The organism is Streptomyces sp. NPDC004284 (assembly GCF_042874035.1).
GTDB lineage: Bacteria > Actinomycetota > Actinomycetes > Streptomycetales > Streptomycetaceae > Streptomyces.
The window spans coordinates 89,696-113,816 of record NZ_JBIAMJ010000004.1 but is presented as its reverse complement, the minus strand read 5'-3'; the positions used below and the strand labels follow the sequence as shown (position 1 = coordinate 113,816).

The 24,121-nt window shown below is 74.5% G+C and carries 20 protein-coding genes; 12 read left to right on the top strand and 8 right to left on the bottom strand.

Annotated features, from left to right (window positions below; translation table 11 throughout):
* The 5 genes from ACFYUS_RS12825 (at window position 1) to ACFYUS_RS12805 (ending at window position 9,275) form a co-directional block, all read left to right on the top strand.
* The gene (locus ACFYUS_RS12825) at window positions 1-1,410 is read left to right on the top strand and encodes a PLP-dependent aminotransferase family protein (protein WP_388849497.1); all 1,410 of its coding nucleotides are present in this window, start codon (window positions 1-3) and stop codon (window positions 1,408-1,410) included.
* Window positions 1,411-1,688: 278 nt separating this feature from the next.
* A complete protein-coding gene (locus ACFYUS_RS12820; protein WP_388849494.1) occupies window positions 1,689-3,281 on the top strand; it encodes an alkaline phosphatase D family protein in 1,593 nt (530 codons plus the stop codon).
* Between the two features lie 69 nt (window positions 3,282-3,350).
* Entirely contained in the window at window positions 3,351-4,727 is a 1,377-nt protein-coding gene (locus ACFYUS_RS12815; RefSeq protein ID WP_388849491.1) for an SWIM zinc finger family protein, read from the top strand.
* Between the two features lie 103 nt (window positions 4,728-4,830).
* Window positions 4,831-7,758: a DUF6493 family protein gene (locus ACFYUS_RS12810; RefSeq protein ID WP_388849488.1), complete on the top strand. Its 2,928-nt coding sequence runs from the start codon at window positions 4,831-4,833 to the stop codon at window positions 7,756-7,758.
* An 89-nt stretch (window positions 7,759-7,847) separates the two neighbouring features.
* A complete protein-coding gene (locus ACFYUS_RS12805; RefSeq protein WP_388849485.1) occupies window positions 7,848-9,275 on the top strand; it encodes a GNAT family N-acetyltransferase in 1,428 nt (475 codons plus the stop codon).
* On the opposite strand, the gene ACFYUS_RS12800 is transcribed toward ACFYUS_RS12805, so the two are convergent.
* Window positions 9,187-10,413 carry a trans-sulfuration enzyme family protein gene (locus ACFYUS_RS12800; protein ID WP_388849482.1) on the bottom strand — a complete coding sequence of 409 codons (1,227 nt, stop codon included), beginning with the start codon at window positions 10,411-10,413 and terminating at the stop codon, window positions 9,187-9,189. The two genes, ACFYUS_RS12805 and ACFYUS_RS12800, sit on opposite strands and share 89 nt — an antisense overlap.
* Window positions 10,414-10,472: 59 nt before the next feature.
* On the opposite strand from ACFYUS_RS12800, the gene ACFYUS_RS12795 reads away from it, so the two are divergent.
* The 3 genes from ACFYUS_RS12795 to ACFYUS_RS12785 all read left to right on the top strand — a co-directional run bounded on the left by ACFYUS_RS12795 (window position 10,473) and on the right by ACFYUS_RS12785 (window position 13,243).
* A complete protein-coding gene (locus ACFYUS_RS12795; protein ID WP_388849479.1) occupies window positions 10,473-10,970 on the top strand; it encodes an Lrp/AsnC family transcriptional regulator in 498 nt (165 codons plus the stop codon).
* 49 nt (window positions 10,971-11,019) lie between these two features.
* Entirely contained in the window at window positions 11,020-12,723 is a 1,704-nt protein-coding gene (locus ACFYUS_RS12790) for a DUF885 domain-containing protein (protein ID WP_388849476.1), read from the top strand.
* 70 nt (window positions 12,724-12,793) lie between these two features.
* Entirely contained in the window at window positions 12,794-13,243 is a 450-nt protein-coding gene (locus ACFYUS_RS12785) for an Lrp/AsnC family transcriptional regulator (protein WP_388849473.1), read from the top strand.
* Here the strand turns inward: ACFYUS_RS12785 and ACFYUS_RS12780 are convergent.
* The 3 genes from ACFYUS_RS12780 to ACFYUS_RS12770 form a co-directional block, all read right to left on the bottom strand.
* Entirely contained in the window at window positions 13,233-16,265 is a 3,033-nt protein-coding gene (locus tag ACFYUS_RS12780; protein ID WP_388849470.1) for an AAA family ATPase, read from the bottom strand. The two genes, ACFYUS_RS12785 and ACFYUS_RS12780, sit on opposite strands and share 11 nt — an antisense overlap.
* The gene (locus ACFYUS_RS12775) at window positions 16,262-17,431 is read right to left on the bottom strand and encodes an exonuclease SbcCD subunit D (protein ID WP_388849467.1); all 1,170 of its coding nucleotides are present in this window, start codon (window positions 17,429-17,431) and stop codon (window positions 16,262-16,264) included. The genes ACFYUS_RS12780 and ACFYUS_RS12775 overlap by 4 nt, the downstream gene beginning before the upstream one ends.
* Before the next feature lie 157 nt (window positions 17,432-17,588).
* A complete protein-coding gene (locus ACFYUS_RS12770) occupies window positions 17,589-18,215 on the bottom strand; it encodes a YigZ family protein (protein WP_388849464.1) in 627 nt (208 codons plus the stop codon).
* Window positions 18,216-18,384: 169 nt separating this feature from the next.
* Here ACFYUS_RS12770 and ACFYUS_RS12765 point away from each other — a divergent pair, with 169 nt between their 5' ends.
* On the top strand, window positions 18,385-18,825 hold the full coding sequence (locus tag ACFYUS_RS12765) for a CoA-binding protein (RefSeq protein ID WP_388849461.1): 441 nt from the start codon (window positions 18,385-18,387) through the stop codon (window positions 18,823-18,825).
* A gap of 12 nt (window positions 18,826-18,837) precedes the next feature.
* Here ACFYUS_RS12765 and ACFYUS_RS12760 read toward each other — a convergent pair whose 3' ends face one another.
* On the bottom strand, window positions 18,838-19,401 hold the full coding sequence (locus tag ACFYUS_RS12760) for a YbaK/EbsC family protein (protein WP_388849458.1): 564 nt from the start codon (window positions 19,399-19,401) through the stop codon (window positions 18,838-18,840).
* Between the two features lie 139 nt (window positions 19,402-19,540).
* The gene (locus tag ACFYUS_RS12755) at window positions 19,541-20,113 is read right to left on the bottom strand and encodes a helix-turn-helix domain-containing protein (RefSeq protein ID WP_388849455.1); all 573 of its coding nucleotides are present in this window, start codon (window positions 20,111-20,113) and stop codon (window positions 19,541-19,543) included.
* Window positions 20,114-20,217: 104 nt separating this feature from the next.
* Here ACFYUS_RS12755 and ACFYUS_RS12750 point away from each other — a divergent pair, with 104 nt between their 5' ends.
* Window positions 20,218-21,081 carry an EamA family transporter gene (locus ACFYUS_RS12750; RefSeq protein ID WP_388849452.1) on the top strand — a complete coding sequence of 288 codons (864 nt, stop codon included), beginning with the start codon at window positions 20,218-20,220 and terminating at the stop codon, window positions 21,079-21,081.
* Window positions 21,082-21,090: 9 nt separating this feature from the next.
* Here the strand turns inward: ACFYUS_RS12750 and ACFYUS_RS12745 are convergent, their stop codons facing one another.
* Window positions 21,091-21,858 (bottom strand): acyltransferase, encoded by a 768-nt coding sequence (locus ACFYUS_RS12745; protein ID WP_388849449.1) that lies wholly within the window; start codon window positions 21,856-21,858, stop codon window positions 21,091-21,093.
* 147 nt (window positions 21,859-22,005) lie between these two features.
* Between ACFYUS_RS12745 and ACFYUS_RS12740 the strand changes: the two genes are divergently transcribed.
* Window positions 22,006-22,533 (top strand): gamma carbonic anhydrase family protein, encoded by a 528-nt coding sequence (locus ACFYUS_RS12740; RefSeq protein WP_388849446.1) that lies wholly within the window; start codon window positions 22,006-22,008, stop codon window positions 22,531-22,533.
* Window positions 22,534-22,681: 148 nt separating this feature from the next.
* On the opposite strand, the gene ACFYUS_RS12735 is transcribed toward ACFYUS_RS12740, so the two are convergent.
* Complete coding sequence (locus ACFYUS_RS12735; RefSeq protein ID WP_388850579.1) at window positions 22,682-23,335, bottom strand: DedA family protein; 654 nt, start codon at window positions 23,333-23,335, stop codon at window positions 22,682-22,684.
* Window positions 23,336-23,584: 249 nt separating this feature from the next.
* On the opposite strand from ACFYUS_RS12735, the gene ACFYUS_RS12730 reads away from it, so the two are divergent.
* Window positions 23,585-24,115: a hypothetical protein gene (locus ACFYUS_RS12730; protein WP_388849443.1), complete on the top strand. Its 531-nt coding sequence runs from the start codon at window positions 23,585-23,587 to the stop codon at window positions 24,113-24,115.
* Window positions 24,116-24,121: the final 6 nt, after the last annotated feature.

Genomic DNA, 24,121 nt, shown 5'->3' with positions numbered 1-24,121 from the left:
ATGAGGAGCCAGGGGCAGGCCGCCTGGGAGCTGCTGCTGCCGGCCGCCGCCGCGCCGGCGCGGCGGCGGGGACGGGCGCTGCAGGAGGCGCTGCGGGAGGCCGTGCGTTCGGGACTGCTCGCGGCCGGGACCCGGCTGCCGTCCACCCGGGCGCTCGCGGCCGACCTCGGCGTCTCGCGGGGCCTGGTCACCGAGGCGTACGAGCAGCTGACGGCCGAGGGGTACCTGCGCAGCGACCGGGGCGCGGGGACCTGGGTGGGCGAGGCGGCCAGGGCGGCCGTGCGCGGAGCCCGTGACCTGGCCGCCGGGACGCCCGGGGTCCGGGTCGACTTCCGCCCGGGGACCCCCGACCTGTCGCTGTTCCCGAGAAGCGCGTGGGCGGCGGCACAGCGGTCCGTGCTCGCACGGCTCCCCCACCCGGCGCTCGGCTACCCGGACCCGCGCGGACTCCCCGAACTGCGCGAGGCACTGGCCGCGATGCTGGCGCGACGGCGAGGCGTGGTCGCCGATCCCGAGCGGCTCGTGGTCTGCTCGGGCGTGGCACAGGCATCCACCCTGATGGGCTTCGTGCTCCGCGCGCGCGGACTGCGGCAGGTCGGCATCGAGGATCCCGGAAGCCCGGAACACGGGCGGCTGTTCGCCTCGACCGGCATGGAGACGGTATGGCTGCCGCTCGACGAGGAAGGCCTGCGTCCCGAGCCACTCGCCGACTCCGGAGTGCGGGCGGTCGTCGTCACTCCCTCGCACCAGTTCCCTTCCGGCATCAGCTGGTCCGCGGAACGCCGGGCCGCACTCCTCGACTGGGCACGCACGGTCGACGGCTACGTCCTGGAGGACGACTACGACGGCGACTTCCGCTACGACCGCGCCCCCGTCGGCGCACTCCAGGGCCTCGACCCCGAGCGGGTCGCCTACGCGGGCTCCGTCAGCAAGTCCCTGGCCCCCGGGATGCGGCTCGGCTGGATGCTCGTCCCCGAGGCCCTGCTCGGCGAAGTCGTCGAACGCAAGCGCACGATGGACCTCGGCAACCCCGTACTCGACCAGGCCGTCCTCGCCGAATTCGTGACCCGAGGCGGATACGACCGACAGCTCCGCCGCTGCCAACGCGCCTACCGGGAGCGGCGGGACGCCCTCCTCACCGCCCTCGCCGAGCACCTGCCGGGGACCGGAGTGAGCGGCATCGCCGCCGGACTGCACGTCATCGCGCGCGTACCGGCCCGCTTCGGGCCCCCGGAGCGGTTCCTCGCACGGGCGGCGGAGGCCGGAGTCGCACTGCGCCCGCTGGAGGAGTACGGCACCGCCCGGCCGGCCGACGGGGACGTACGGCTCGTCATCGGGTACGCGCACCTGGCGCCTTCGGCCGTCATGACGGGGATCCGGCTTGTGGCGGAGGCGTTGGGGCGCGGGTGAACGGGGGCCAGGATCCTGGATCCAAAATTCGAATGTTGGATCCAGGATTCGGATCCTGGATCCAAGGTCCTGGATCCAAGGGCCTGGATCCAGGATCCGGATGGTGGATCCAGGATCCCGAGCAGAGACGCTCGGGCGCGGGCGACCGGCCCCTGAGGCCCAGAGCTCCCCGAACGGCCATCTGTTCACGCGGGGTTCGTGTGGGCGCCGCACCCGGCCGTTAGGCATGGGACGGCGCACCGCCCACGGCCCGAACGACCGACCCCGGAGGCCCCTTCATGTCCCTTCCCGTGCCCGGCAACTCCCCTTCCCCCGCGCGGCGCAGTGTGCTGCGTGGTTCGTTCGCCGCGTCGGCGGCGCTGGCTCTCGGCGGTACCGGCTTCGCCGCGCCGGCGTTCGCGCTGTCGGGCCGGCCCCGGGCCGAGTGGGGTGTGCAGGCGGGTGATGTCACGGCCTCCGCCGGTCTGGTGTGGGTGCGGGCGGACCGGCCGGCGCGGATGCTCGTGGAGACCTCGGCGACCGAGTCCTTCCGGCACGTGCGCCGCCACCTCGGGCCGCTGATCGGCGCGGACACGGACTTCACCGGTACGACCGCCCTGCGCGGCCTGCCGGCGGGCGAGCAGATCCACTACCGGGTCACCCTCGTCGACCCGGACGATCCGCGCCGGGCGGGCGAGCCGGTCCTCGGCACCTTCCGTACGGCTCCGGACCGGCGCCGCGACGGGGTCCGCTTCCTGTGGTCCGGGGACATCGCGGGGCAGGGCTGGGGCATCAACCCGGACATCGGGGGCTTCCGGGCGTACGAGGAGATGCGCCGGCTCGACCCGGACTTCTTCCTGTGCAGCGGTGACACGATCTACGCCGACGGGGTCATCCAGCCGAGCGTGACCCTGCCGGACGGGCGGATCTGGCGGAACGTCACGACGCCGGAGAAGGCGAAGGTCGCCGAGACCCTGGACGAGTACCGGGGCAACTTCCGCTACAACCTCCTCGACCACAACGTCCGGGCCTTCAACGCGCAGGTGCCGTCGGTGGTGCAGTGGGACGACCACGAGGTGCGGAACAACTGGTACCCGGGGCAGATCCTGGACGATCCGCGCTACGCGGAGAAGGACGTGGACGTCCTCGCGGCCCGGGCCTCGCGCGCGTTCGGCGAGTACTTCCCGGTGTCCACCCTCCACGCGCGCGGGGAGGGGCGCGAGCGGCGGGTGCACCGGGTGGTGCGGTACGGGCCGCTGCTCGACGTGTTCGTGCTCGACATGCGCTCGTACCGGAACGCCAACTCGCCCGGCCGCCAGGCCGACGACACCACCGGCATCCTCGGTGCCGAGCAGTTGGCCTGGCTCAAGCGGGAACTGGCCGCGTCCAGGGCGGTGTGGAAGGTGCTCGCGGCGGACATGCCGATCGGCCTGGTCGTCCCGGACGGGGCGGCGAACTTCGAGGCGATCGCGCAGGGCGACCCGGGCGCGCCGCTGGGCCGGGAGCTCCAGATCGCGGAGCTGCTGCGGTTCGTGAAGCACCGGCGGATCACCGGCACGGTGTGGCTGACGGCGGACGTCCACTACACCTCGGCGCAGCACTACGCGCCGGAGCGCGCGGCCTTCCGGGACTTCGCCCCCTTCTGGGAGTTCGTGTCCGGCCCGCTGGCGGCGGGCGGTTTCCCGGCGAACGCCCTGGACGCGACCTTCGGTCCGGAGCGGGTGTTCGTGCGGGCGCCGGAGCGGGCGAACCTGTCGCCGATGGAGAGCCCGCAGTACTTCGGCGAGGTCGACATCGACGGCCAGAGCGGGGAGCTGACGGTACGGCTGCGCGCCGAGGGCGGGACGGTGCTGTTCAGCAAGGTCCTCCAGCCGGGGCTGGTCGGGCAGTAGCCCCTGGTCGGGGGTGGTGTGCCGCCTCGTTCCCGGTGGTTGTCAGTGGGGGGACCTAACGTCGTTCCCATGACGCGATCCGTACAGGCGCTCGCCTACCCCCGCCCGTCCGCGCTGGAGTCCACGGGCTCCGGCCGGCTGCTCGGGCTGGAGACGGCGGGGGGCCTCACGCCCGCGGGCGCCGAGGCCCACCCCCGCTTCTTCTCGGGCTTCCTGACCTCGCCTCAGATCGCCGCCCGGGGCCTGCTCGCGGTCGCCGACGTGGCCGCCGCCCGGTACGACCGGCCGCCGGCCCTGCCGGGGTCGCTCGACCCGGTGGTGACGGGGAACGGGGACCGGCTGAGGTTCGAGTCCTTCTCGGGCTGCGGCGGGGTGTACGCGCGCCTGGACGTGCTCGACGAGGGACTGGGCGGTACCGAGACGGGTCACGGCACGACGAACGTCGACGTGAACGACCCGCTGCGCGAGGCCCTGTCCCGGATGACCGGGGACGAGCCGCTGCATCTGCGGGTCGGCCCCGAGGAGCTGGCGGTGACCACGCTCTCCGGAGCGGTCGTGGAGAAGAAGGTCCCCCTGTCGGACCGCTGGCTGCGGGGCTTCGCGGAGGCGCAGGTCGCCTCGGTCCGGTTCGACCTGCGGGCCGAGCTGAGCGGGCCCGAGGCCGTCCGTTTCCTGCGGTCCCTGCCGCGCGGCCGGGCCCGGGGGCGCGGCCCGCTGTGGATCGCGCAGGCCGGGCGGGCCCTGCGCCCGACGACCCGGCCGGGCGCGGGCGCGGTGTGCCTGCCGGGGCCGGACCGGCTGGCCGCCCTGGAGCGGGTGCTGCGGCACGCGACGGGGCTCCGGGTGTACGGCCCGGTCCCGGACGGGACGCTCGCGACGGCGAGCGCCTGGGAGGTGACCCTGCCGGGCATGCGGCTCACGCTGACGCTGTCGCCCGACCCCGCGCGGGGCTTCTCCGGCGAGGGCGGTGTCCTGGAGGCGCTGGCCGCGGAGGAGGCGGCTCAGGACGCCGAGCTGATCGCGGTGCTGCTCGCCTGGGAACCGCGGATCGACCCGGCCGACCTCGCGGCGCAGGCCGGTCTGACCGTCGACCGGGTGCGGGCCGCGCTGACCCGGCTCGGCACGGCGGGACGCGTGGGGTACGACGTGGCGGACGCGGCCTACTTCCACCGCGAGCTGCCGTACGACGCGGACCGTGCCGAGCGGCACAACCCCCGCCTGGTGAGCGCGCGCCGGCTGGCCGCGGAAGGTGCGGTGGAGCTGGCCGGGGACCTGGCGGCGGTGACTTCGGGCGACCGGCGCTACCGGGTGCGGGAGCAGGACGGGGTGCTCGGCTGCACGTGCCGGTGGTGGGCGGACCACCGGGGACGGCGGGGGCCGTGCAAGCACGCGCTCGCGGTCCGGATGGCACGACGGGGGACGACGGGCGCCGCCGGGGCGTCGTGATGACGGGGAGATGACGGGGACACGGGCGGAACGGCAGGACGGGGCGAGGAGCAGGATGGGGGACGGGATGGGGAACGGAACGGTGTCGGTGACGGTGACGGACATGGGGACCGGAACGGGCGAGGCCGAGGGCGCGGTCGCGGTCGGCGCCGGCACGGCGGAGAGCCCGGGTACGGGCACGCCGGCCACGGGCACGCGGAACGCCGACACGGCAGACGGCCCGGGCACCGGCGCGACGGACGGCCCGGCCACGGGCACGACGGACGCAGACACCGCAGACGGCAGGGGCGCGGGCACGGCCACAACCACGACGGACGCCGACACCGCACACGGCGAGGGCGCGGCCACGGCGGACGGCGCGGGCACGGCGGACGGCCCGGACACAGGCGACGACTCCGGCGTCGAGAGGCTGCTCTCGGCGGTGCGCGCCGGTGAGGCCGGCCGTGTTCCGGCGCTCCTGGAGCCGCTGGACGCCGCCGAGCGCAAGCTCGCGCTCGTCCGGCTGAAGGCCCTGCGCGCCGAGGTGCGTGCCGGGAAGTGGGCGACGCCCCCGTACGTGCCGAGCCGCATCCGCAGCGCGCTGTACGTGGCGGGCGCCGGCTGTGTCCCGACGCCCGCGGCGGCCGCGAGCTGGCTCGGCGCGCGCGACCTCCAGCTCTGGGAGGAGGACAAGCCCCTGGCCCTCGCGGCGATCGGCGACCGGGACCCGGAGTGGGCGGCGGACCTGGCGGGGCGGCTGGCCGGGCGCCGGACCGTGGCGGAGAACAGTTACCCCCTGCTGCACGGGTTGATCGTCCGCGCCGGGTACACCGTTCCCCCGACCGACGGCTACGTCACCGGCTGGGCCTGGCACATCACCGACGACCGGCTCGTGGAGCGGCTCCGGGAGGATCCGCAGACGCCGGTTCTGGTGGCGCACGCGCTCGCGATGGCCGAGGCCCCCGAGCGGCTGACCCGGCCGCTCGGCCGCCGGCCGGAGAGGCACTGGCCCACGGCGCTGCGGACCCTCGTCGAGGAAGGGGTCCTGGACCGGGCGCAGCTCCTGGACGTGTGCGTCTCCCGGCTGCTGCGCGGCGGCCCCCTCCGGAGCCTGCGCCTCCCGCTGGAGATGGTGCAGCTGCTCGCACCGGACGCGGAGGAGCTGCGGGCGCGGATCCCGGACTGGGTCGGGATCGCGGCCGACGCGCCCTCGCTCGTCGCCGGGTACGCCCAGGACGTCCTGACGGAGCTCGCCTCGGCGGGGACGCTGCCGGTCGGGGCGCTGGCCGAGATGACGTCCGGCGTGCTCTTCCGTACCGAGAAGAAGCTCGTACGGGCCCAGTTGGCGCTGGTCGGCAAGGTGCTGGCGCGGGAGCCGGGAGCGGCCGGGGAGCTGCTGCCCGCGGTGACGGAGGCCTTCGGGAACGAGGACACCGAGATCCAGGAACGGGCCCTCAAGCTGGTCGGCCGTCATCTGCCGGACGTGGACGCGGAGACGCGGCGCGAGCTGGCCGAGGCCGCCGGGCTGCTGAGCCCGACGCACCGGCGGGCCGCCGAGGAGCTGTTCGGCGCGGACCTGGGGCAGGAGGAGGGCCTTCCGTACGAGGAGATCCTGCCGCCGGTCCCCGAGGCGCAGCGGGTCGCGCCCCCGGCGACGACCGTCGAGGCGCTGATGGCGGAGCTGGTGGTGAAGCGGCTCTCGGAGGAGCCCGTGGCGTTCGAGCGGGCGCTCGACGGGCTGGTGCGGCACGCGCACCGGGACCGGGCGGCTGTCGCGGAGGCGGTGCGGGAGGCCTTCCCCGCGCCCCGGTGGGAGCAGCAGACCCACTACTTCACCCACGAGGCCCATGGGATCCATGTGGTGCTCGCGGGGCTGCTCGGCCTGCTGAACCCGACGCTCGTCGACTTCCACCGGACGAAGGGACACGGCGCGGACTCCTGTCTCCACCAGGCCCTGTCGGGGGTCCTCGACGCCCGACTGTGGGAGGCCGCCGCCCTGGTCGGTACGGACGCGCTGCCGTTCCTCCTCGCCACGCCCACCTGGCACACGGGGGCGATCGACCCGCTGGTCCTGGTGGAGCGGCTGCGGGAGTACCGGGAGGCGGGCGTCGAGCCCGCTCCGGCCGATCTCGCGCAGGCCCTCCTCCGGGTGCTGCGGGCCGACCCGTCGGCCGGGCGGGCGGCCGAGGAGGCGGCGGCGCTCGGCACCGCGGCCGGCCGGCGGCTCGCCGCCTGGCTGCGGGAGGAGACGACCGTGGGGGCGACCGTGCGGTTCCTCCAGCGGGACGAGGACAAGACCCTGCGGAGGTACTACCTGTTCGACCGGATCGTGGTGGACCTCGGCGAGCGCCCGGTGGTGCGGGCGGAGTTCCCGCCCGCCTTCCAGTGGCTCGGGGGCGCCCTGGAGGCGACCCCCCGCCGCTGCCACCACTGGGTGGAGGGCCGGGCGCAGTGGGCCCCGGTGCTGCCGGCCGACCGCGAGCTGCTCGCGGCCTGTCTCCTGCCGACGCTCGCGCACTCCGCCGAGGCGGACGCGCGCGGCGCGACGGAACCGCTGACCGCGCTGGCCGAGGCCGACGGCCCGGTCGGCAGGGCGGTCCTGCTGGCCCTGGCGTTCGGTCTCGGCTGCGTGGACGCGGACGACCGGCTGCGCGCGGTGGACGCCGTGCTCGTCCTCGCGTCGCGGGGCGAGCTGAACGCCCGGCGGCTCGGCGAAGAGCTGGCGTGGCTGGTCGCGGAGGGCGCGGTCAAGCCGAACCGGCTGGCGGACGCGGCCCGTACGGCGGCGGCCACGGGGGCGTACGGGACGGTCTGGGCGATCCTCGAGGCGATGCTTCCGGAGCCGGCGACCCGGGCGAAGCCGGTACGGGGTCTCGGCGAGGTCCTCGCGGTCGCCGCCGACTGCGTGGAGCGGTCCGGGGCCCGCGGCGGGGTCGCAGGGCTCGAAGCGCTCGCCTCGGGGCGGGGTTCCTCGCAGCTGGTGGTGCAGGCCAGACGGCTGCTGGGCGCACTCCGCCAGGGGGCCGATCACCTTCTGACAGAAACGTCCTGAATCGGTCTTTAAGTCACCAGATCGGCGCTTTAACCCGTCAGTCACAAAGCGTTCGTGATCACGCAACACCGCTGGGTCACAGTGAAGCCATGACCGATGTGACGTCTTCGAAGAGCACCCGCCGTCCGCACCACTGGCGGCACGACCTGATCGAGCTCGCCGCCATGTTCACCGCCGTGGTGGTGGCCGACACGATCGCCAAGACCATCGCCAAGGGCCCCGACGGACCCTACCTCCTGGTCTTCTCGGCGATCGCGCTGGTCGCCACCGCCACGTTCCACACCTGGTGGGCGCGGCGGCACAGTCATGCCCCGCCCGCCGGTGACACCGGCGGGCACTCCGCCACGGAGGCCGTGACCGCACCCACGCGAAACGAGGAGGAGGAGTCCGGGGCGCCCGTGGAGACGACGCTGTGGCGGATGCGGACCACCGTCGCGGACACCCCGGGCACCCTCGCCGCGCTGTGCACGGCCCTCGCCCGCCTGGGCGTGGACATCCTCACCCTCCAGACCCATCCGCTGGGCGACGGCACGGTCGACGAGTTCCTGCTGCGCGCCCCCGCCGACCTCTCCGCACGGACCCTCGCGCACGAGACGGCGGCCGCCGGCGGCCGCGACACCTGGACCGAGCGGGCCGACGCGCACGACCTGGTGGACACCCCCACCCGGGTCCTCGGCCTCGCCACCCGTACCGCGCTCGACGCGGCCGAACTGCCGCTCGCGCTGCGCCAGCTCCTGGGCCGCTGCACGCTCCACTCCGTGCCGGCCGTCTCGCTGACCGGCCGCCCGACCGGCGAACAGGCCCCGGTCGAAGGCGTCCTGGAACAGACCGTGATGCGGCTGCGCGACCCGCACGGCGGCACCCTCGTCATCGAGCGGCCCTATCTGCCCTTCACCCCGACCGAGTTCGCCCGGGCCCGCGCCCTCGTCGAGCTCGACGCCCGGCTCGGCCTCCGCGTCCCGCACAGCCAGGACGTGCTGACCCTCCCCGAGGGCAACGAGATCACCGTCCGCCGCGCCGACCAGCGCGACCTGGCCGCCGCGCGCGCCATGCACGACCGCTGCTCGGCCCGCACCCTGGGCCTGCGCTACCACGGCCCGGTCGGCGACGCCGACCGCTACCTCGACCACCTGCTCAGCCCCCGCTTCGGCCGCACCCTCGCCGTCCAGACCGCCTCGGGCCGTCTCGTCGCCCTCGGCCACCTGCTGTGGGACGGCGACGAGACGGAGGTCGCCCTCCTCGTCGAGGACGACTGGCAGCGGCGCGGCATCGGCGCCGAGCTCCTCGGCCGCCTGGTGGCGATGGCCGGGGAGACCGGCTGCGACAGCGTGTACGCCGTGACGCAGTCCTCCAACACGGGGATGGTGGCCGCGATGCGGGCGCTGAACCTCCCCCTCGACTACCAGATCGAGGAGGGCACCCTGGTGATCACCGCCCGGCTGTCCCCGGCACCGCGACCGGCTGCCCGGACGCAGCAGGCGCAGTCTCACGAAGGGGCGCGGCGGGCGGAGCGCTGAGCGCCTGGGTCAGGTCGCGCCACAGGTCCTCGACGTCCTCGAGACCGACCGACATCCGCAGGAGCCGGTCGCTGACGCCGGCCGAGCGCCGGTCTCCCTCGGCCACGATCCGGTGGCTGATGGAGGCCGGGTGCTGGATGAGGGTGTCGACGCTGCCGAGGCTGACCGCCGGGGTGATCAGGCGCACTCCGGCGATGACGTCGTGCGGATCCCCGTACACCTCGAAGGCGATCATCGCGCCGCCGATCCGCGGGTAGTGGACGCGGGCGATCCGGGGGTCGGTGGCGAGTCGCCGGACGAGCTCCGCCGCCGACGAGGACGCCGCCCTGACCCGTACCGGAAGGGTGGAGAGGCCGCGGAGCAGCAGGTAGCCGGCGAGCGGGTGGAGCACCCCGCCGGTGGCGAAGCGGACCTGGCGGAGGGTACGGGCGAACTCCTCGTCGCAGGCGACGACCCCGCCCATGACGTCGCCGTGGCCGCCGAGGTACTTGGTGGCGCTGTGCAGCACGATGCGGGCGCCCTGCTCGACGGGGCGCTGGAGCACCGGCGTGGCGAAGGTGTTGTCGACGAGCAGCGGGACGGAGCCGCAGGAGTGGGCGATGGCCCGGATGTCGGCCTCGGCGAGGGTCGGGTTGGCGGGCGACTCGACCATGACGAGGCCGGTGTCGGGCCGTATCGCGTCGGCGATGCCCGCCGGGTCGGTCCAGGTCACCTCGGTGCCGAGCAGTCCGGCGTCCAGGAGGTGGTCGCTGCAGCCGTACAGCGGGCGGACCGCGACGACGTGCCGCAGGCCCTGGCTCGCCCGCGCGAGGAGCACGGCGGTGAGGGCGGCCATGCCGCTGGCGAAGGCGACGGCGGCCTCGGCGCCCTCCAGGCGGGCGAGGGCCTCCTCGAAGCGGGCCACGGTCGGGTTGTCGAGCCGGGCGTAGACGGGCGGGCCGTCGAGCCGGGCGCCCGTGGTGGCGAACTCGTCGATCCGGGCGGCCTCGGCCCGGGCGTCGTACGAGGGGTAGGTGGTGGACAGGTCGAGCGGCGGGGCGTGCACCCCGAGTCCGGCGAGGTCTTCGCGGCCGGCGTGCACGGCTTCGGTGGCAAGGGCCCTCGGGGTGACCGAGAGGCCGTGATCCATGGCGTCCATGGCGGCACTGTGAACGGATACCGGGAAGTAGCGGGAATTCGCCGTGCTACGTTCGCCAGATGGCCGATTCTGTCGTACTGGACGCGGTCGATCTGCACATTCTTCGCCTCCTGCAGAACGACGCCCGGAGCACCTACCGCGAACTCGCCGCCGAGGTCGGAGTCGCACCCTCCACCTGCCTCGACCGGGTGGCCCGGCTGCGCCGCACAGGCGTGATCCTCGGACACCAACTACGACTGGATCCGGCCAAACTCGGGCGCGGGCTCGAAGCGCTGCTTCTCGTCCAGGTCCGGCCCCACCGGCGCGAACTGATCGGTCCGTTCGTCGACCGGATCCGGGCCCTGCCGGAGTCCCGGGCGCTGTTCCACCTCACCGGACCCGACGACTACCTGGTGCACGTGGCCGTGGCGGACCCCGCCGACCTGCAGCGTCTCGTCCTCGACGAGTTCACCTCGCGCCGCGAGGTGGCCCGCGTCGAGACCCGGCTGATCTTCCAGCAGTGGGAGTGCGGCCCCCTCCTGCCGCCTTCCTCCGGCCCTTCCTTGTCAGCCGACTGACGCCGGACGAGGGTGACGCGGGCCCGCCGGAGGCGCCAGGATGACCCCCATGCCAGACACTTCCAGCAGCCTGCTGCCCCGCCAGGTCGCCGACGACTACGTCGACGCACTCATCGCCCTCGACCCGATCACCGGTACGTTCCTGGGAGTCAAGGAGAGCGCCGGACGGCTGCCGGACTTCTCGCCCGCCTGGCAGCGGGCGACGGCCGACCTCGCCCGCCGCACCCTCGCCCGGCTCGACGAGGCCGAGCGGACCCCGGGCGCGGACACCGACGCCGAGCGGCGCTGCGCCCGGCTGCTGCGGGAGCGGCTGACGGCGGAACTCGCCATCTACGAGGCCGAGGAGAGCCTCTGCATGGTCAGCAACATGCGCTCGCCCGCGCACAGCGTCCGCATGGTCTTCACCGTGATGCCGACGGGGACCGAGGAGGACTGGACGGCGGTCGCCGCCCGGCTGCGCGCGGTCCCGGCCGCGTTCGACGGCTACCGCACCTCGCTCGCGCTCGGCCTGGAGCGGAAGCTCTACGCCGGGCCGCGCCCCACCGCCACCTTCGTCGAGCAGCTCACGGAGTGGGCGGGCGGCGACAGCGGGAAGCCGGGCTGGTTCGAGGAGTTCGCCGCCGCCGGCCCCGCCGCGCTGCCCGCGGAGCTGAGGGCCGAACTCGCGGCGGCCGCGCGGGACGCCACCGCGGCCGTCGTGGCGCTGCGGGACTGGATGCGGGACGTGTACGCCCCCGCCGTCGCCGACGCGCCGAACACGGTGGGCCGCGAGCGCTACCAGCGCTGGACCCGCTTCTTCAACGGCACCGATCTGGACCTCGACCAGGCGTACGCGTACGGCTGGTCCGAGTACCACCGGCTCCTCGGCGAGATGCGGACCGAGGCCGAGCGGATCCTGCCGGGAGCGGGCCCCTGGGAGGCGCTCGCCCACCTCGACGAGCACGGCACCCACATCGAGGGCGTCGAGGAGGTCCGGGTCTGGCTCCAGGAGCTCATGGACGAGGCCATCGAGGCGCTCGACGGCACCCACTTCGAGCTCGCCGAACGGGTACGGCGGGTGGAGTCCCGCATCGCCCCGCCGGGCGGCGCCGCGGCCCCGTACTACACCGGCCCGTCCGAGGACTTCTCGCGCCCCGGCCGCACCTGGCTGCCGGTGGACGGCACGACCCGCTTCCCGGTGTACGACCTGGTGTCGACCTGGTACCACGAGGGCGTGCCCGGCCACCACCTGCAGCTCGCGCAGTGGGTGCACGTCGCGGACCGGCTCTCGCGCTACCAGGCGACCATCGGCAAGGTCAGCGCGAACTCGGAGGGCTGGGCGCTGTACGCGGAGCGCCTCATGGACGAGCTCGGCTTCCTGCCCGACGCGGAGCGGCGCCTCGGCTACCTCGACGGCCAGATGATGCGCGCGTGCCGGGTGATCGTGGACATCGGCATGCACCTCGGTCTGGACATCCCCGCGGAGTCGCCCTTCCACCCGGGCGAGCGGTGGACGCCGGACCTCGCACAGGAGTTCTTCCAGCTGCACAGCAGCCGTCCGCCGTCGTTCGTGGAGAGCGAGATGACCCGCTACCTGTCGATGCCGGGCCAGGCGATCGGCTACAAGCTGGGCGAGCGCGCCTGGCTGCTCGGCCGTGCCAACGCGCGGACCGCGCACGGCGAGGCGTTCGACGCGAAGGCCTGGCACATGGCGGCGCTCTCCCTGGGCCCGCTGGGACTTGACGACCTGGTGGACGAGATCTCCCGCCTCTGAGGTCCACGAGCGCGGGAATCCCCGGCCGTCCGCTTGATCGGCCGGGGATTCCCGCTGCAAGCTCTCCCCCATGAGCACCGATTACACGCCCGACGCCACCGACTGGCGGATCCTCGAAGCCCTCCAGTCCGAGGGCCGCGCCAGCTTCGCCGAGCTCGCCCGTACGGTGTCGATGTCGCCGTCCGCGGTGACCGAGCGGGTGCGGCGCCTGGAGGACGCCGGGGTGATCACCGGGTACGCGGCGCTCGTCGACCAGGACCGCCTCGGCCTGCCGATCCTCGCCTTCGTACGGCTGCGCTATCCGCACGGCAACTACAAGCCGTTCCACGACCTGCTCGACGCCACGCCCGAGGTCCTCGAGGCCCACCACGTCACCGGCGACGACTGCTTCGTCCTCAAGGTCGCCGCCCGCTCCATGAAGCACCTGGAGGGCATCACCGGGAAGATCTCCACGCTGGGGTCCGTGACCACCAGCGTCGTCTACTCGTCCCCGCTCCCCCGGCGGTCCCTCAGCCGCTGAGCGCGTCCCCTCCGGTGCGCAGCCGGACCGCCGAGCCCTGGCGCGCCTTGACGACCTCCAGCTGGGCCGGGATACGGCGCCGGAGGTCGCCGACGTGGCTGACGATGCCGACGCTGCGGTCCCGCTCGCGCAGCGAGTCGAGGACGTCGAGGACCTCGTCGAGCGTCTGCTCGTCGAGGCTTCCGAAACCCTCGTCGATGAAGAGGGTGTCGAGCCGGACACCGCCGGCCTCGTCGGTGACGACGTCGGCGAGGCCGAGGGCGAGGGCGAGCGAGGCGAAGAAGGTCTCCCCGCCGGAGAGGGTGGCCGTGTCGCGCTCGCTGCCGGTCCAGGCGTCGACGACGTGCAGTCCGAGGCCGGCCCGCTTGCCGCCGGAGCGCGCGTCGGAGTGGACGAGGGTGTAGCGGCCCGAGGACATGCGCTGGAGGCGGGCGCTCGCGGCCGCCGCGACCTGTTCGAGGCGGGCGGCGAGCACGTACGACTCCAGGCGCATCCGGCGCTCGTTCTCGGCGGAGGTGCCGGCGGTGAGGGCCGCGAGGCGGGCCACCCGGTCGTACTCCTCGCGCAGCGGCCCGAGGCGGCGGACCTCGGTGGCGGCCTGCCGGGAGAGTCCGGTGAGTCCCGCGGCCCGCTCGCGGGCGGCGGCCAGGGCGGAGTCGGCCTCGCGGAGCGCGCGCTGCGCCGCCGTGTGCGCGGCCTCGGCCCCGGCGGGGTCGGCGGGCGGCAGGGCCGCGGCCTCGGCCGTGCCGGGCTCGGCGAGCCGGTCCGCGACGGCGGCGGCCTCCGCCCGCCAGGCGTCCACGCGCTGCTGGAGGGTGCGGCGTTCGCCCTCGCCGAGGAGCGCTCCGGCGGCCTCGGCCGGGGTGGCGAATCCGGCGCGGTAGGCGGCGTCGGCGAGCCGGTCGTCGGCATCCTTGAGGCGCTGGGCGGCGAGTTCGGCGGCGCGTACGGTTCCGGCGGCGTCGACGAGGAGGGCGATGCGCCGCTCCAGGAGGGTGGCGTGTTCGGCCACCGTGGCGAACGCGCCGCGTCCCCGGGCGAGTTCCTCGTCGAGTGCGGACTGCTCCCGCTCCAGGGCCTCCCGGCGCGAGGTCCGCGCGGCGACCCGCTGCTCGGCCTCCCGCTGCGCGGCGACCCGTTCCTCGTGCTCCCGCTCGGCCCGCGCGAGCGCCTCCCGGGCGCTGTGGGTCTGCCCGGCGAGGGCGTGCGCCTCGGCGTGCAGCCGGGCCAACTCGTCCGCTTCGCCGGCGAGTTCGGTGACGGTGGGCTCCGGGGAATCGGCCCCCGCCCGGACCTCCGTACGCGCCGCGGACCAGGCCTCGCGGGTGACGGCGAGGTCGCGTTCGGCGGCCGTGCGGGTCTCCTCGGCGCGGGTGTAGGCGGCGTAGGCGGCGTCCTCGGTGGCGCGGTCGACGTGGTCGGCGGTGGTGCGGGCGGGGGCCGGGTGGGCGGTGGAGCCGCAGACCTGGCAGGGGTCGCCCGGGATGAGGGTGACCGCGAGTTCGGCGGCGATGCCCTCCAGGCGGCGGGACTTGACGTCGAGCCAGGTCTCGTGGGCGCTGTTGCGCCGTTCGCGGGCCTCCGCGAGGCGCGTCCCGGCGGCCCGGGTGTCCTCGGCGAGCGCGTCGCGGCGGCGGGCGGCGGCGAGCCGGCGGCGGGCGGGCTCCAGGCGGCCGGCGAGGTGTTCGGCGCGGGCGGCGGCGTCGCGGGCGGCCTCGACGCGTTCGCCGAGGGCCGTGCGGCGCGGTTCCCAGTCGGCGAGCCAGTCGGCCGCGTCCCGGAGGGCGTCCTCGTCGGCGCGCGCCTCCCGGGCGAGTACGGCGCGCTCCTGGGCGACGGCGGCCGCGCGGTGCTCGGCGCGGCGGGCCGCGTCGAGTCCGCCGAGCTCCTCGCGCAGCCGGTGTTCGAGGGCGGAGAGCTGTTCGGCGCCGGCCTCGGCGAGGTCGGGGGGCAGCTGGGTGCGGGCCCGTTCCCGGGCGGTGTGCGCGGCGGCGTGCTCGCGGTCGGCGTCCTGGCGCAGTCCGAGCGCGGGGGCCACCCGGTCGGCCTTGAGGCTCCGGTCGAGGGAGTCCTGGAGGCGGTCGCGCTCGGGTGCCTGCTCGGTGAGCCGCTCGCGGCGCCGGAGGGCGTCGGCGTGGCGGGCCTGCCGGGCGGCGAGGTCGTTCTCGGCGTCGAGGGCGGCGCGCGCGGCGGCCTGCCCGCCCTCGGCGGTGGCGAGGCGTACGCCCGCGATGTCGAGGGCCTCGCGGGCCTCGGTGCGGGCGACGGCGGCCCAGGTGAGGACGGAGTCGGCGAGCCCGGGGTCGCCGGGCCGGCCCTCGACGGGCGTGCGGGCGGCGTCGAGGCCGCCGGCGGCCTGGGTCATGCGGTGGGCGAGCGTGAGCAGCCGCGCGTCCCCGTCCTCGACCTCCTCCTTGGCGGCCTTGCGCAGTTCGGCGAGGCGTTCCTCGACGGCGGCGAAGCGGCGGGTGTCGAAGAGGCGGCCGAGGAGCTTGCCGCGCTTCTCGGCGTCGGCGCGCAGGAACGCGGCGAAGTCGCCCTGCGGGAGGAGGACGACCTGGCAGAACTGCTCGCGGCTCATGCCGACGAGCTGGGTGATCTCCTCCCCGATCTCCTGGTGGGAGCGGCTGAGCCCGGCCCACTCCCCGGTGGCGGGGTCGTACTCGCGGAGCCAGGTCTGGGCCTTCTCGGTGGTGAGGCCGCCGCCGCGTTTCTTGGGCCGCTGCTGGGCCGGGCGGCGGGTGATCTCAAGGCGTCGGTCCCCCACGGTCAGTTCGAGGAGGACCTCGGTGTACGTGCCGACGGGGGCGTGGTCGCTGCGCAGGGAGGTGCCCGGGTTCTGGCGGACGCCGGGCACGCTTCCGTACAGGGCGAAGCAGACGGCGTCGAGGACGGAGGTCTTGCCGGCGCCGGTCGGCCCGTGGAGGAGGAAGAGCCCGGCGGCGGACAGGGCGTCGAAGTCGACCTTCTGCGTGGCGCCGAAGGGCCCGAACGCGGTGATCTCCAGGCGGTGCAGCCTCACCGGCCCACCTCGCGCTCGGCCGTGTCGACGCGGACGTCGTCGAAGGCGCCGTGCAGGACGGCCCGTTCGGCTCCGTCGAGGGCGGCGCCGCCGCGTACGTGGGCCACGAAGTCCTCCGCGATCTGCTGGTCGCTGCGGTCCCGCAGGCGCTGGGCGTAGGAGGCGCCGGGGTCGTCCCCGGTCCGCTCGGGGTCGAAGACCAGGTTGAGGGTGTGGGGGAAGCGTGCGGTGAGCCGGGCCATGGGATCGGCGGGCCGCACGGGGTCGGTGAGGGTGGCCTCGACCCAGGACCGTTCGTGCGGGGTGAGCGCGGGGTCGGCGAGGAGGTCGTCGAGCCGCCCCCGGATGCGGGCGAGGGGGCGCGGGACGGGGCAGTCGAGGCGTACGTCGCCGGTGATCCCCCCGTCCTCGCCGAGGTCGATCAGCCACATGGTCTTGCGGTGGTCGGTCTCGGAGAAGGAGTACGCGAGGGGGGAGCCGGAGTAGCGGACACGCGGGGTGAGGGTCTGGCTGCCGTGGAGGTGGCCGAGGGCGACGTAGTCGACGCCGTCGAAGATCCCGGTGGGGACGGCGGCGACGCCGCCGACGGTGATGTCCCGCTCGCTGTCGCTGGGCGCGCCGCCCGCGACGAAGGCGTGGGCGAGGACGACGGAGCGGGTGCCGGCGGGCCGGCGGGCGAGGTCGGCGCGGACCCGGTCCATGGCGGCGGCGAGGACGGCCTCGTGGCCGGTCCTCTCGGCGCCGAGCCGCTCGCGGACGAGCGCGGGTTCGAGGTAGGGAAGGCCGTAGAGGGCGACCTCGCCGTGGGCGTCGGCCAGGACGACGGGGGTGCCGATGCCGTCGGGGTCGGTGCGGAGGTGGATGCCGGCCCGCTCGATGAGTCCGGCGCCGACGCCGAGCCGGCGGGCCGAGTCGTGGTTGCCGGAGATCATGACGGTGGGCACCCCGGCCTCGGCGAGGCGGTGCAGCGCGGTGTCGAAGAGCTCGACGGCGGGCAGCGGGGGCACGGCCCTGTCGTAGACGTCCCCGGCGACGAGGACGGCGTCGACGTCGTGCGCGTGGACGGTCGCCACGAGGTGGTCGAGGAAGGCGGCCTGCGCTTCGAGGAGGCCGACGCGGTGGAAGGACCGGCCGAGATGCCAGTCCGAGGTGTGCAGGAGCCTCATGCCGCCGTCCCACCCCGCATGTGTCCCGCTCCTCGCCGCCGGTTCCCGTCGTGTGCGCCCACCACGCTATCCCGAGCCGGGGTGTGGGCGGGGCCGGTCCACGCGTGCGCGTGGGGGCCGGCCCGGTGCGTACGCGCACGCGTGACGCGTCCCCGCGTCACGCGTCCCCGTACGCCTCGCCGCCGAGTTCGAAGGAGGCCGTGCCCGCCGTGGCGTCGGCGAGCCAGCCGCGGAAGGCGGGGACGTCCGCGTCCGGGAGGCCGATCTCGATCGTGACGGCGTCGGCGTACCGCACGTCGCGGACGGCGCGGCCGGTGGCCCGCAGGTCGTTCTCCAGCTTGCCCGCGCGCTGGTGGTCGACGGTGACGGTGGCGAGCCGGAAGCGCTGCCGGGTGATGGTGCCGAGCGCGTCGAGCGCCTCGCCGACCACCCCGCCGTACGCGCGGATCAGGCCGCCCGCACCGAGCTTCACGCCGCCGTAGTAGCGGGTGACGACGGCGGCGACGTACCGCACCTCGCGGCGCAGCAGCATCTGGAGCATGGGGACGCCGGCCGTGCCGCCGGGTTCGCCGTCGTCGCTCGCCTTCTGCACGGAGGCGTCGGCGCCGAGGACGTACGCGAAGCAGTTGTGCGTGGCGGTCGGGTGCTCCTTGCGGATCCGCGCGACGAACTCCTGCGCCTCCCGCTCGTCGGCGACGGGCGCGAGCGCGCAGAGGAAGCGCGAGCGGTTGATCTCGGTCTCGTGCACGCCCTCGCGGGCCAATGTGCGGTACTGCTCCTGCATCCGACCAGCCTACGTTCCGTACGGTCCGGCCTTGTCCGCGCGGCCCGGCCTTGCCCGTCGGCCCGTAGGGGACATCTCGGGGACGCTTCGTCGGGCGTACGGGAATCACGGCCCGGCGCGGCTCGTTCAACCGACAGACGGGGCGCGCCGACGAAAGGCAGCAGAAGCGATGAGCGTAGACACCACGACCACGGACCCCGCCGCGTACTCCGCGTCGGAGGCGGTGCGGCGGATCCTGACGTCCACGGGCGACACGTGGGCGGTGGTCGGCCTCTCCTCGAACCGGGCCCGCGCCGCGTACGGGGTGGCGGCGGTCCTCCAGCGCTTCGGCAAGCGGATCGTGCCGGTGCATCCGAAGGCGGAGACGGTCCACGGGGAGCAGGGGTACGCGTCGCTGGCCGACATCCCGTTCCCGGTCGACGTCGTCGACGTCTTCGTGAACAGCGACCTGGCGGGCGCCGTCGCCGACGAGGCCGTCGCGATCGGCGCCAAGGCCGTCTGGTTCCAGCTGGACGTGATCGACGACGAGGCGTTCGCCCGCACCCGTGAGGCGGGCCTCGACATGGTCATGGACCGGTGCCCCGCGATCGAGATACCGCGCCTGGGCTGAGCCCCGGGAGGTTCAGCCGACGGGGACGCCGAGGCCCTCCAGGACGACGGCGCCGGGGAGCTGGGCGAAGGCCTTGCCGGGGACGATGAGCTTGCCCCGGCGGCGGCCGCTGCCGACGAGGACCCACTCGGTGTCGACGACGGCGGCGTCGACGAGGAGGGGCCAGTCGGCCGGGAGGCCGATGGGGGTGATCCCGCCGTACTCCATGCCGGTCTCGCCGGTCGCGGTGTCCATCGGGGCGAACGAGGCCTTGCGGGCGCCGAGGTGCTTGCGGACGACGCCGTTGACGTCGACGCGGGTCGCCGACTTCACGAGGCACGCGGCGAGGGTCGTCGTCTCGCCGCGCCTGCCCGCGACGACCACGCAGTTGGCGGACTCGTCGAGGAGCTCGGGACCGTAGTGCTCCACGAAGACGACCGTGTCGGCGATGGCCGGGTCGGTGTCCACGTACACCAGCCGGTCGGCCTGGACGGGACCCGTCCAGGCGCGGACGGCGGCCGCGACGGGGCCGGTCAGCAGGTCGAGGCAGTCGGGGGCGGGCCGGGCGTCGTCGAAGTCTCCGATGGGTGCGCGCATGCGCTTCACGCTAACAACCACGGGAGGGCGTACGGCGGTCCGTCTCAGTGTGCGGGCGCCAGCGCGCGGTCCGTGCGCGGGCGTCCGTGCGCGGGCGTCCGTGCGCGCGTGGCAGCGCGTGGGCGTCGGTGCGTGGGCGTCAGCGTACGGGTGGGATGGAGACGGCCATCGTCATCTCGACCGGTTCGTCGCCGTCGTTGCGGTAGGAGTGCGCGACGTTGGCCTCGAAGACGGCCGAGGTGCCGGCGGGGAGCGGGTGTTCCTCGTCGTCGACGACGAGGGTGAGCGTCCCGGCGGTGACGTGCAGCAGTTCGACCGTGCCCTCCGGGTGCGGGTCGGAGGCGCTGCCGTCGCCGGGCATCAGGGTCCAGGACCAGAGCTCCAGGGGGCCGCGGGCCTCGGCGCCGACCAGGAGGGTGGTGTGGCTGCCGGTGGAGGTGGACCACATGCGGACGGCCTGGCCGGGCGGGACGAGCCGGACGTGGGGGCCCTGCTCGTAGTCGAGGAGGGTGGTGATGGAGACGCCGAGGGCGTCGGCCAGCTTCACGGTGGTGCCGACGCTGGGGTTGGTCCGGGCCTGCTCGATCTGGATGATCATGCCGCGGCTGACCCCCGCCCGTGCGGCGAGCGCGTCCAGGGTGAATCCCCGCTCCTTGCGCCAGCGCTTCAGGTTCCGGGCGAGCGACTGCGTGAGCTGGTCGAGGTCCGACACATTCCGTCCAATATTCTGAATGACAGAGTTCAATGCACTGAACTACGGTGGGGTGCACCCGATGGTTCACTGCACTGTACTGCCGCACGCCCCTGCGAGGATCCATGACCGCCCTGTTCGCCCTGGCCACCAGCCTTCTGTGGGGCCTCGCCGACTTCGGGGGCGGGCTCCTCACCCGGCGGATCCCCGCCCTCACCGTCGTGGTGGTCTCCCAGGCCCTCGCGGTCCTCGTGCTCGGCACGATCGTCCTCGCGACCGGCGCCTGGACCGAAGCGGGACCCCAGCTCTGGTACGCGGTCGGCGCGGGCGTCGTCGGCCCGGCCGCCATGCTCGCCTTCTACAAGGCGCTCGCCCTCGGCCCGATGGGCGTCGTCTCCCCGCTCGGCTCCCTCGGGGTCGTCGTCCCCGTCTCCGTCGGCCTCCTCGTCGGCGACCGGCCGGGACTGCTCCAGTTCGCCGGGATCGCGGTGGCGATCCTCGGCGTGGTGCTCGCGGGCGGACCGGAGCTGCGCGGGGCGCCCGTCCAGCGCCAGGCCGTCCTCCTGACCCTGGTCGCGGCCTTCGGCTTCGGCTCGGTGATGACGCTCATCGCCGAGGCGTCCACGACCGTCACGGGCCTGTTCCTCGCCCTGTTCGTGCAGCGCGTCACCAACGTCATGGTGGGCGGCGGGGCCCTGTACGCCTCGGTGCGGCGCGGCGGCCGCGCGCTCCCCGAGGGCGGCCCCCCGGTCGTCCGCGCCGCGCTCCCGGCCCTCGCCTTCGTGGGCCTCGCGGACGTCGCCGCCAACGGCACGTACGCGATCGCCGCCCAGCAGGGCCCGGTCACGGTCGCCGCCGTCCTCGCCAGCCTCTACCCGATCGTCACGGCCCTGGCCGCCCGCGGCGTCCTGAAGGAACGCCTCCGCGCCGTCCAGGCAGCGGGCGCGGGCCTCGCCCTGGTGGGCACGGTCCTCCTCGCGACGGGGTGACCGCGCGGGTCACGACGGCACGGACTCCGAACTGCCCGCCCGCTGCGCCTCCCACACCGCGAGGGCGGCCAGCTGCTCCGGGGTGACGTGTTCCGGGATCGGGACGGGAGCGGGGGTGCGGAGCGGGGGCTGCCAGCCGGTCTCCGGGGTCCAGCTGCGGACGACCTTCGCCGGGGCGCCCGCCACCACCGAGTGGTCCGGGACCTCGCCGCGCACCACCGCGCCCGCCGCGACGACGACGTTCCGCCCGAGGCGCGCGCCGGGGAGGATCACCGCGCCCGTGCCCAGCCAGCAGCCGGGGCCGATGGAGACCGGTTCGGAGCGGGGCCACTGGCGGCCGACGGGCTCGTCCGGGTCGTCGTAACTGTGGTTGGTCGAGGTGATGTAGACGTACGGACCGCAGTACGTGTCCGAGCCGATCGTCACCTTCGCGTCGGCGATGACGTGGCTGCCCCGGCCGAGGACGACGCCGTCGCCGAGGGTCAGGACCGTGTCCTTCCCGAGGTCGAGGTCCGGCAGCATCCCCGCCGTCAGCGTGACCTGCTCGGCGATGATGCAGCACTCGCCGATCTCGATCCATTGCTCGCCGAAGACCGTGCCCTGCGGGAAGGCGAGCCGGGTGCCCGCGCCGAGGCGGCGGAACCGCAGCTTCCCGGGGTGTTCGGCGGTGACGGAGCCGGCCTGCTGCACCCAGCGCCAGCCACCCTGCACGGCACGGGCGAGGACCCGGCGCCGCCAGGCGGCGAGGGATGAGAACGTGTTTCTGTTCCTGGGCACCCGGCCACCGTAGTCGGCGCCGTCGTGCCTGATCAGTGCGGTGCGCTGTGATGTCCGTCATGAGCACGGCATAGGCTGCGCCCGGGGGCATCCCCGGGCGTGACACGACGGCTGACGATCCCAGGATCCGACCATCAGGAGCGAACCATGACAGAGGCGTTGATCAGGGCAGTGGGCGGCAAGGAGCCGCAGATCGATCCGACCGCCTTCACCGCCCCGACCTCCGTGGTGCTCGGCGAGGTCACGCTCGGCGCCCGCGCCAGCGTCTGGTACCACGCGGTGCTGCGGGCGGACTGCGGTCCGATCGCGATCGGCGAGGACTCCAACATCCAGGACAACTGCACCGTCCACGTCGACCCCGGCTTCCCCGTCTCCATCGGCGACCGGGTGACCGTCGGCCACAACGCGACCGTGCACGGCTGCGTCATCGAGGACGATGTCCTCGTCGGCATGGGCGCGACGGTCCTCAACGGGGCCCGGATCGGCGCCGGCTCGCTCGTCGCCGCCCAGGCGCTCGTCCCGCAGGGCATGGAGGTCCCGCCGGGCTCGCTGGTCGCCGGCGTCCCCGCCAAGGTGCGCCGCCCGCTGACCGACGAGGAGAAGGCGGGCATCCAGCTGAACGCCGAGATGTACCTGCTGCTCGCCAAGGGACACACCGAGGCCTTCGAGGACTGAGAGCCGGCCTCACCGGACCGAGGACCGAGAGCCGGCCCCACCGGACCGAGGACCGAGAGCCGGCCCCACCGGACGCCCCACCGGTACGACGGAGGGCGGCACCCGATCCCGGGTGCCGCCCTCCGCTCCGTACGCGTACGGTCCGCGCTCAGTCCGCCGCCGGGACCGGCTCCGGCTCCGTGGCCCCGGCCCGCTGCGCCGCCGCCTTCTTGGCGCGGTTCTTGATCACCAGCATCGAGACGATGCCGATCAGCACGGCGAGGACCAGGCCCAGCCAGGAGAAGCGCTTGAGCCAGGCCTCGGCGACGACGCCGACCGTGTAGATGACGGCCGTGGTGCCGCCGGCCCACACGATGCCGCCGAGGACGTTGGCGATGAGGAACTTCCAGTACGGCATCTGCAGCACGCCCGCGAGCGGACCCGCGAAGATGCGGAGGAGGGCGATGAAGCGGCCGAAGAAGACCGCCCACATGCCCCACTTCTGGAAGGAGTTCTCGGCGAGCCCGATGTTGGCCTCGCTGAAGTGCTTGGGGAACTTTCTGCCCAGCTTGGCGAGCAGCGGCCGTCCGCCCTTGCGGCCGATCGCGTAGCCGATCGAGTCGCCGACGATCGCTCCGGCGGTGGCGCAGGCGCCGAGGACGTACGGATTGATGTGTCCGTGTTGCGAGGCGAGCAGCGCCGAGCTCACGAGCACGATCTCACCCGGGAGCGGGATGCCCAGGCTCTCCACCCCGATCACCACCGCCACGAGGACGTAGACGGCGACCGCGGGGATCGTCTCCAGCCATTCCTGCACGTGCAACGCGGTACCTCCCGTGACGACCGACCAGGTGTGCACCGCGTCGGGCACACCTGGGCAGCGTACCGGCTCCGGCGTGCCCGACCTCGACACGCCGAGGTGAGGGCATTGTCACCCGCCCGGGAGGCAACCCGGGAGCGACCGGGCCGTTCGCGCGCCGGGCGCGGCGTTCGGACGGCGGTGGCATAAGCACCGGTTAAGATCCCGCCGAGCCGGCGAACGGCTCGTCAACTCACAAGGGGGAAATGCAAGATGCTCCAGCGGATCACGCGCGTGGTCGCCGCACTCGCGATCACGGCCGCCGCCACGGTCACGGCCGCGGGCCAGGCCGTCGCGCGCAGCGAACCCACGGGAACCTTCTGCTACCAGGCGCACGTGCAGAACATCGGCTGGCAGGACTGGCGCTGCGACGGGGAGTGGGCCGGGACCACCGGCCGTTCCCTCGCCGTCGAGGCCGTCCGTTTCCATGTGCAGCCGGGCAGCTCCATCCGGTTCTGCGCCATGGCGCACCGCGCGAACTACGGCTGGGACAGCCGCCAGGTCTGTGTGAACGGCTCGCACACGACCGATCAGATCGGCGTCGACGGGGTGAACGTCGCGATGGAGGCGATCATGTTCGCCAGCTCGCCCACGCTGAACGCCGACGCCCACGTCCGCAACATCGGCTGGCAGGGCGGCGCGGGCTACATCGGCTCGACCGAGTACAACACGCTGCCCAGCTACATCATCGGCACCACGGGCCGTGGCCTGCCGATGGAGGCCTTCTGGTTCCAGGTCGCGTGACGCGCG

Bases quoted from the DNA above. Each gene is read 5' to 3' on its own strand.
- ACFYUS_RS12820 (WP_388849494.1), top strand. From the start codon at position 1,689: ATGTCCCTTCCCGTGCCCGGCAACTCCCCTTCCCCCGCGCGGCGCAGT.
- ACFYUS_RS12775 (WP_388849467.1), bottom strand. From the start codon at position 17,431: ATGAGGCTCCTGCACACCTCGGACTGGCATCTCGGCCGGTCCTTCCAC.
- ACFYUS_RS12760 (WP_388849458.1), bottom strand. From the start codon at position 19,401: ATGCGCGCACCCATCGGAGACTTCGACGACGCCCGGCCCGCCCCCGAC.
- ACFYUS_RS12765 (WP_388849461.1), top strand. From the start codon at position 18,385: ATGAGCGTAGACACCACGACCACGGACCCCGCCGCGTACTCCGCGTCG.
- ACFYUS_RS12800 (WP_388849482.1), bottom strand. From the start codon at position 10,413: ATGGACGCCATGGATCACGGCCTCTCGGTCACCCCGAGGGCCCTTGCC.
- ACFYUS_RS12770 (WP_388849464.1), bottom strand. From the start codon at position 18,215: ATGCAGGAGCAGTACCGCACATTGGCCCGCGAGGGCGTGCACGAGACC.
- ACFYUS_RS12730 (WP_388849443.1), top strand. From the start codon at position 23,585: ATGCTCCAGCGGATCACGCGCGTGGTCGCCGCACTCGCGATCACGGCC.
- ACFYUS_RS12810 (WP_388849488.1), top strand. From the start codon at position 4,831: ATGGGGACCGGAACGGGCGAGGCCGAGGGCGCGGTCGCGGTCGGCGCC.
- ACFYUS_RS12815 (WP_388849491.1), top strand. From the start codon at position 3,351: ATGACGCGATCCGTACAGGCGCTCGCCTACCCCCGCCCGTCCGCGCTG.
- ACFYUS_RS12740 (WP_388849446.1), top strand. From the start codon at position 22,006: ATGACAGAGGCGTTGATCAGGGCAGTGGGCGGCAAGGAGCCGCAGATC.
- ACFYUS_RS12805 (WP_388849485.1), top strand. From the start codon at position 7,848: ATGACCGATGTGACGTCTTCGAAGAGCACCCGCCGTCCGCACCACTGG.
- ACFYUS_RS12785 (WP_388849473.1), top strand. From the start codon at position 12,794: ATGAGCACCGATTACACGCCCGACGCCACCGACTGGCGGATCCTCGAA.
- ACFYUS_RS12790 (WP_388849476.1), top strand. From the start codon at position 11,020: ATGCCAGACACTTCCAGCAGCCTGCTGCCCCGCCAGGTCGCCGACGAC.
- ACFYUS_RS12750 (WP_388849452.1), top strand. From the start codon at position 20,218: ATGACCGCCCTGTTCGCCCTGGCCACCAGCCTTCTGTGGGGCCTCGCC.
- ACFYUS_RS12795 (WP_388849479.1), top strand. From the start codon at position 10,473: ATGGCCGATTCTGTCGTACTGGACGCGGTCGATCTGCACATTCTTCGC.
- ACFYUS_RS12825 (WP_388849497.1), top strand. From the start codon at position 1: ATGAGGAGCCAGGGGCAGGCCGCCTGGGAGCTGCTGCTGCCGGCCGCC.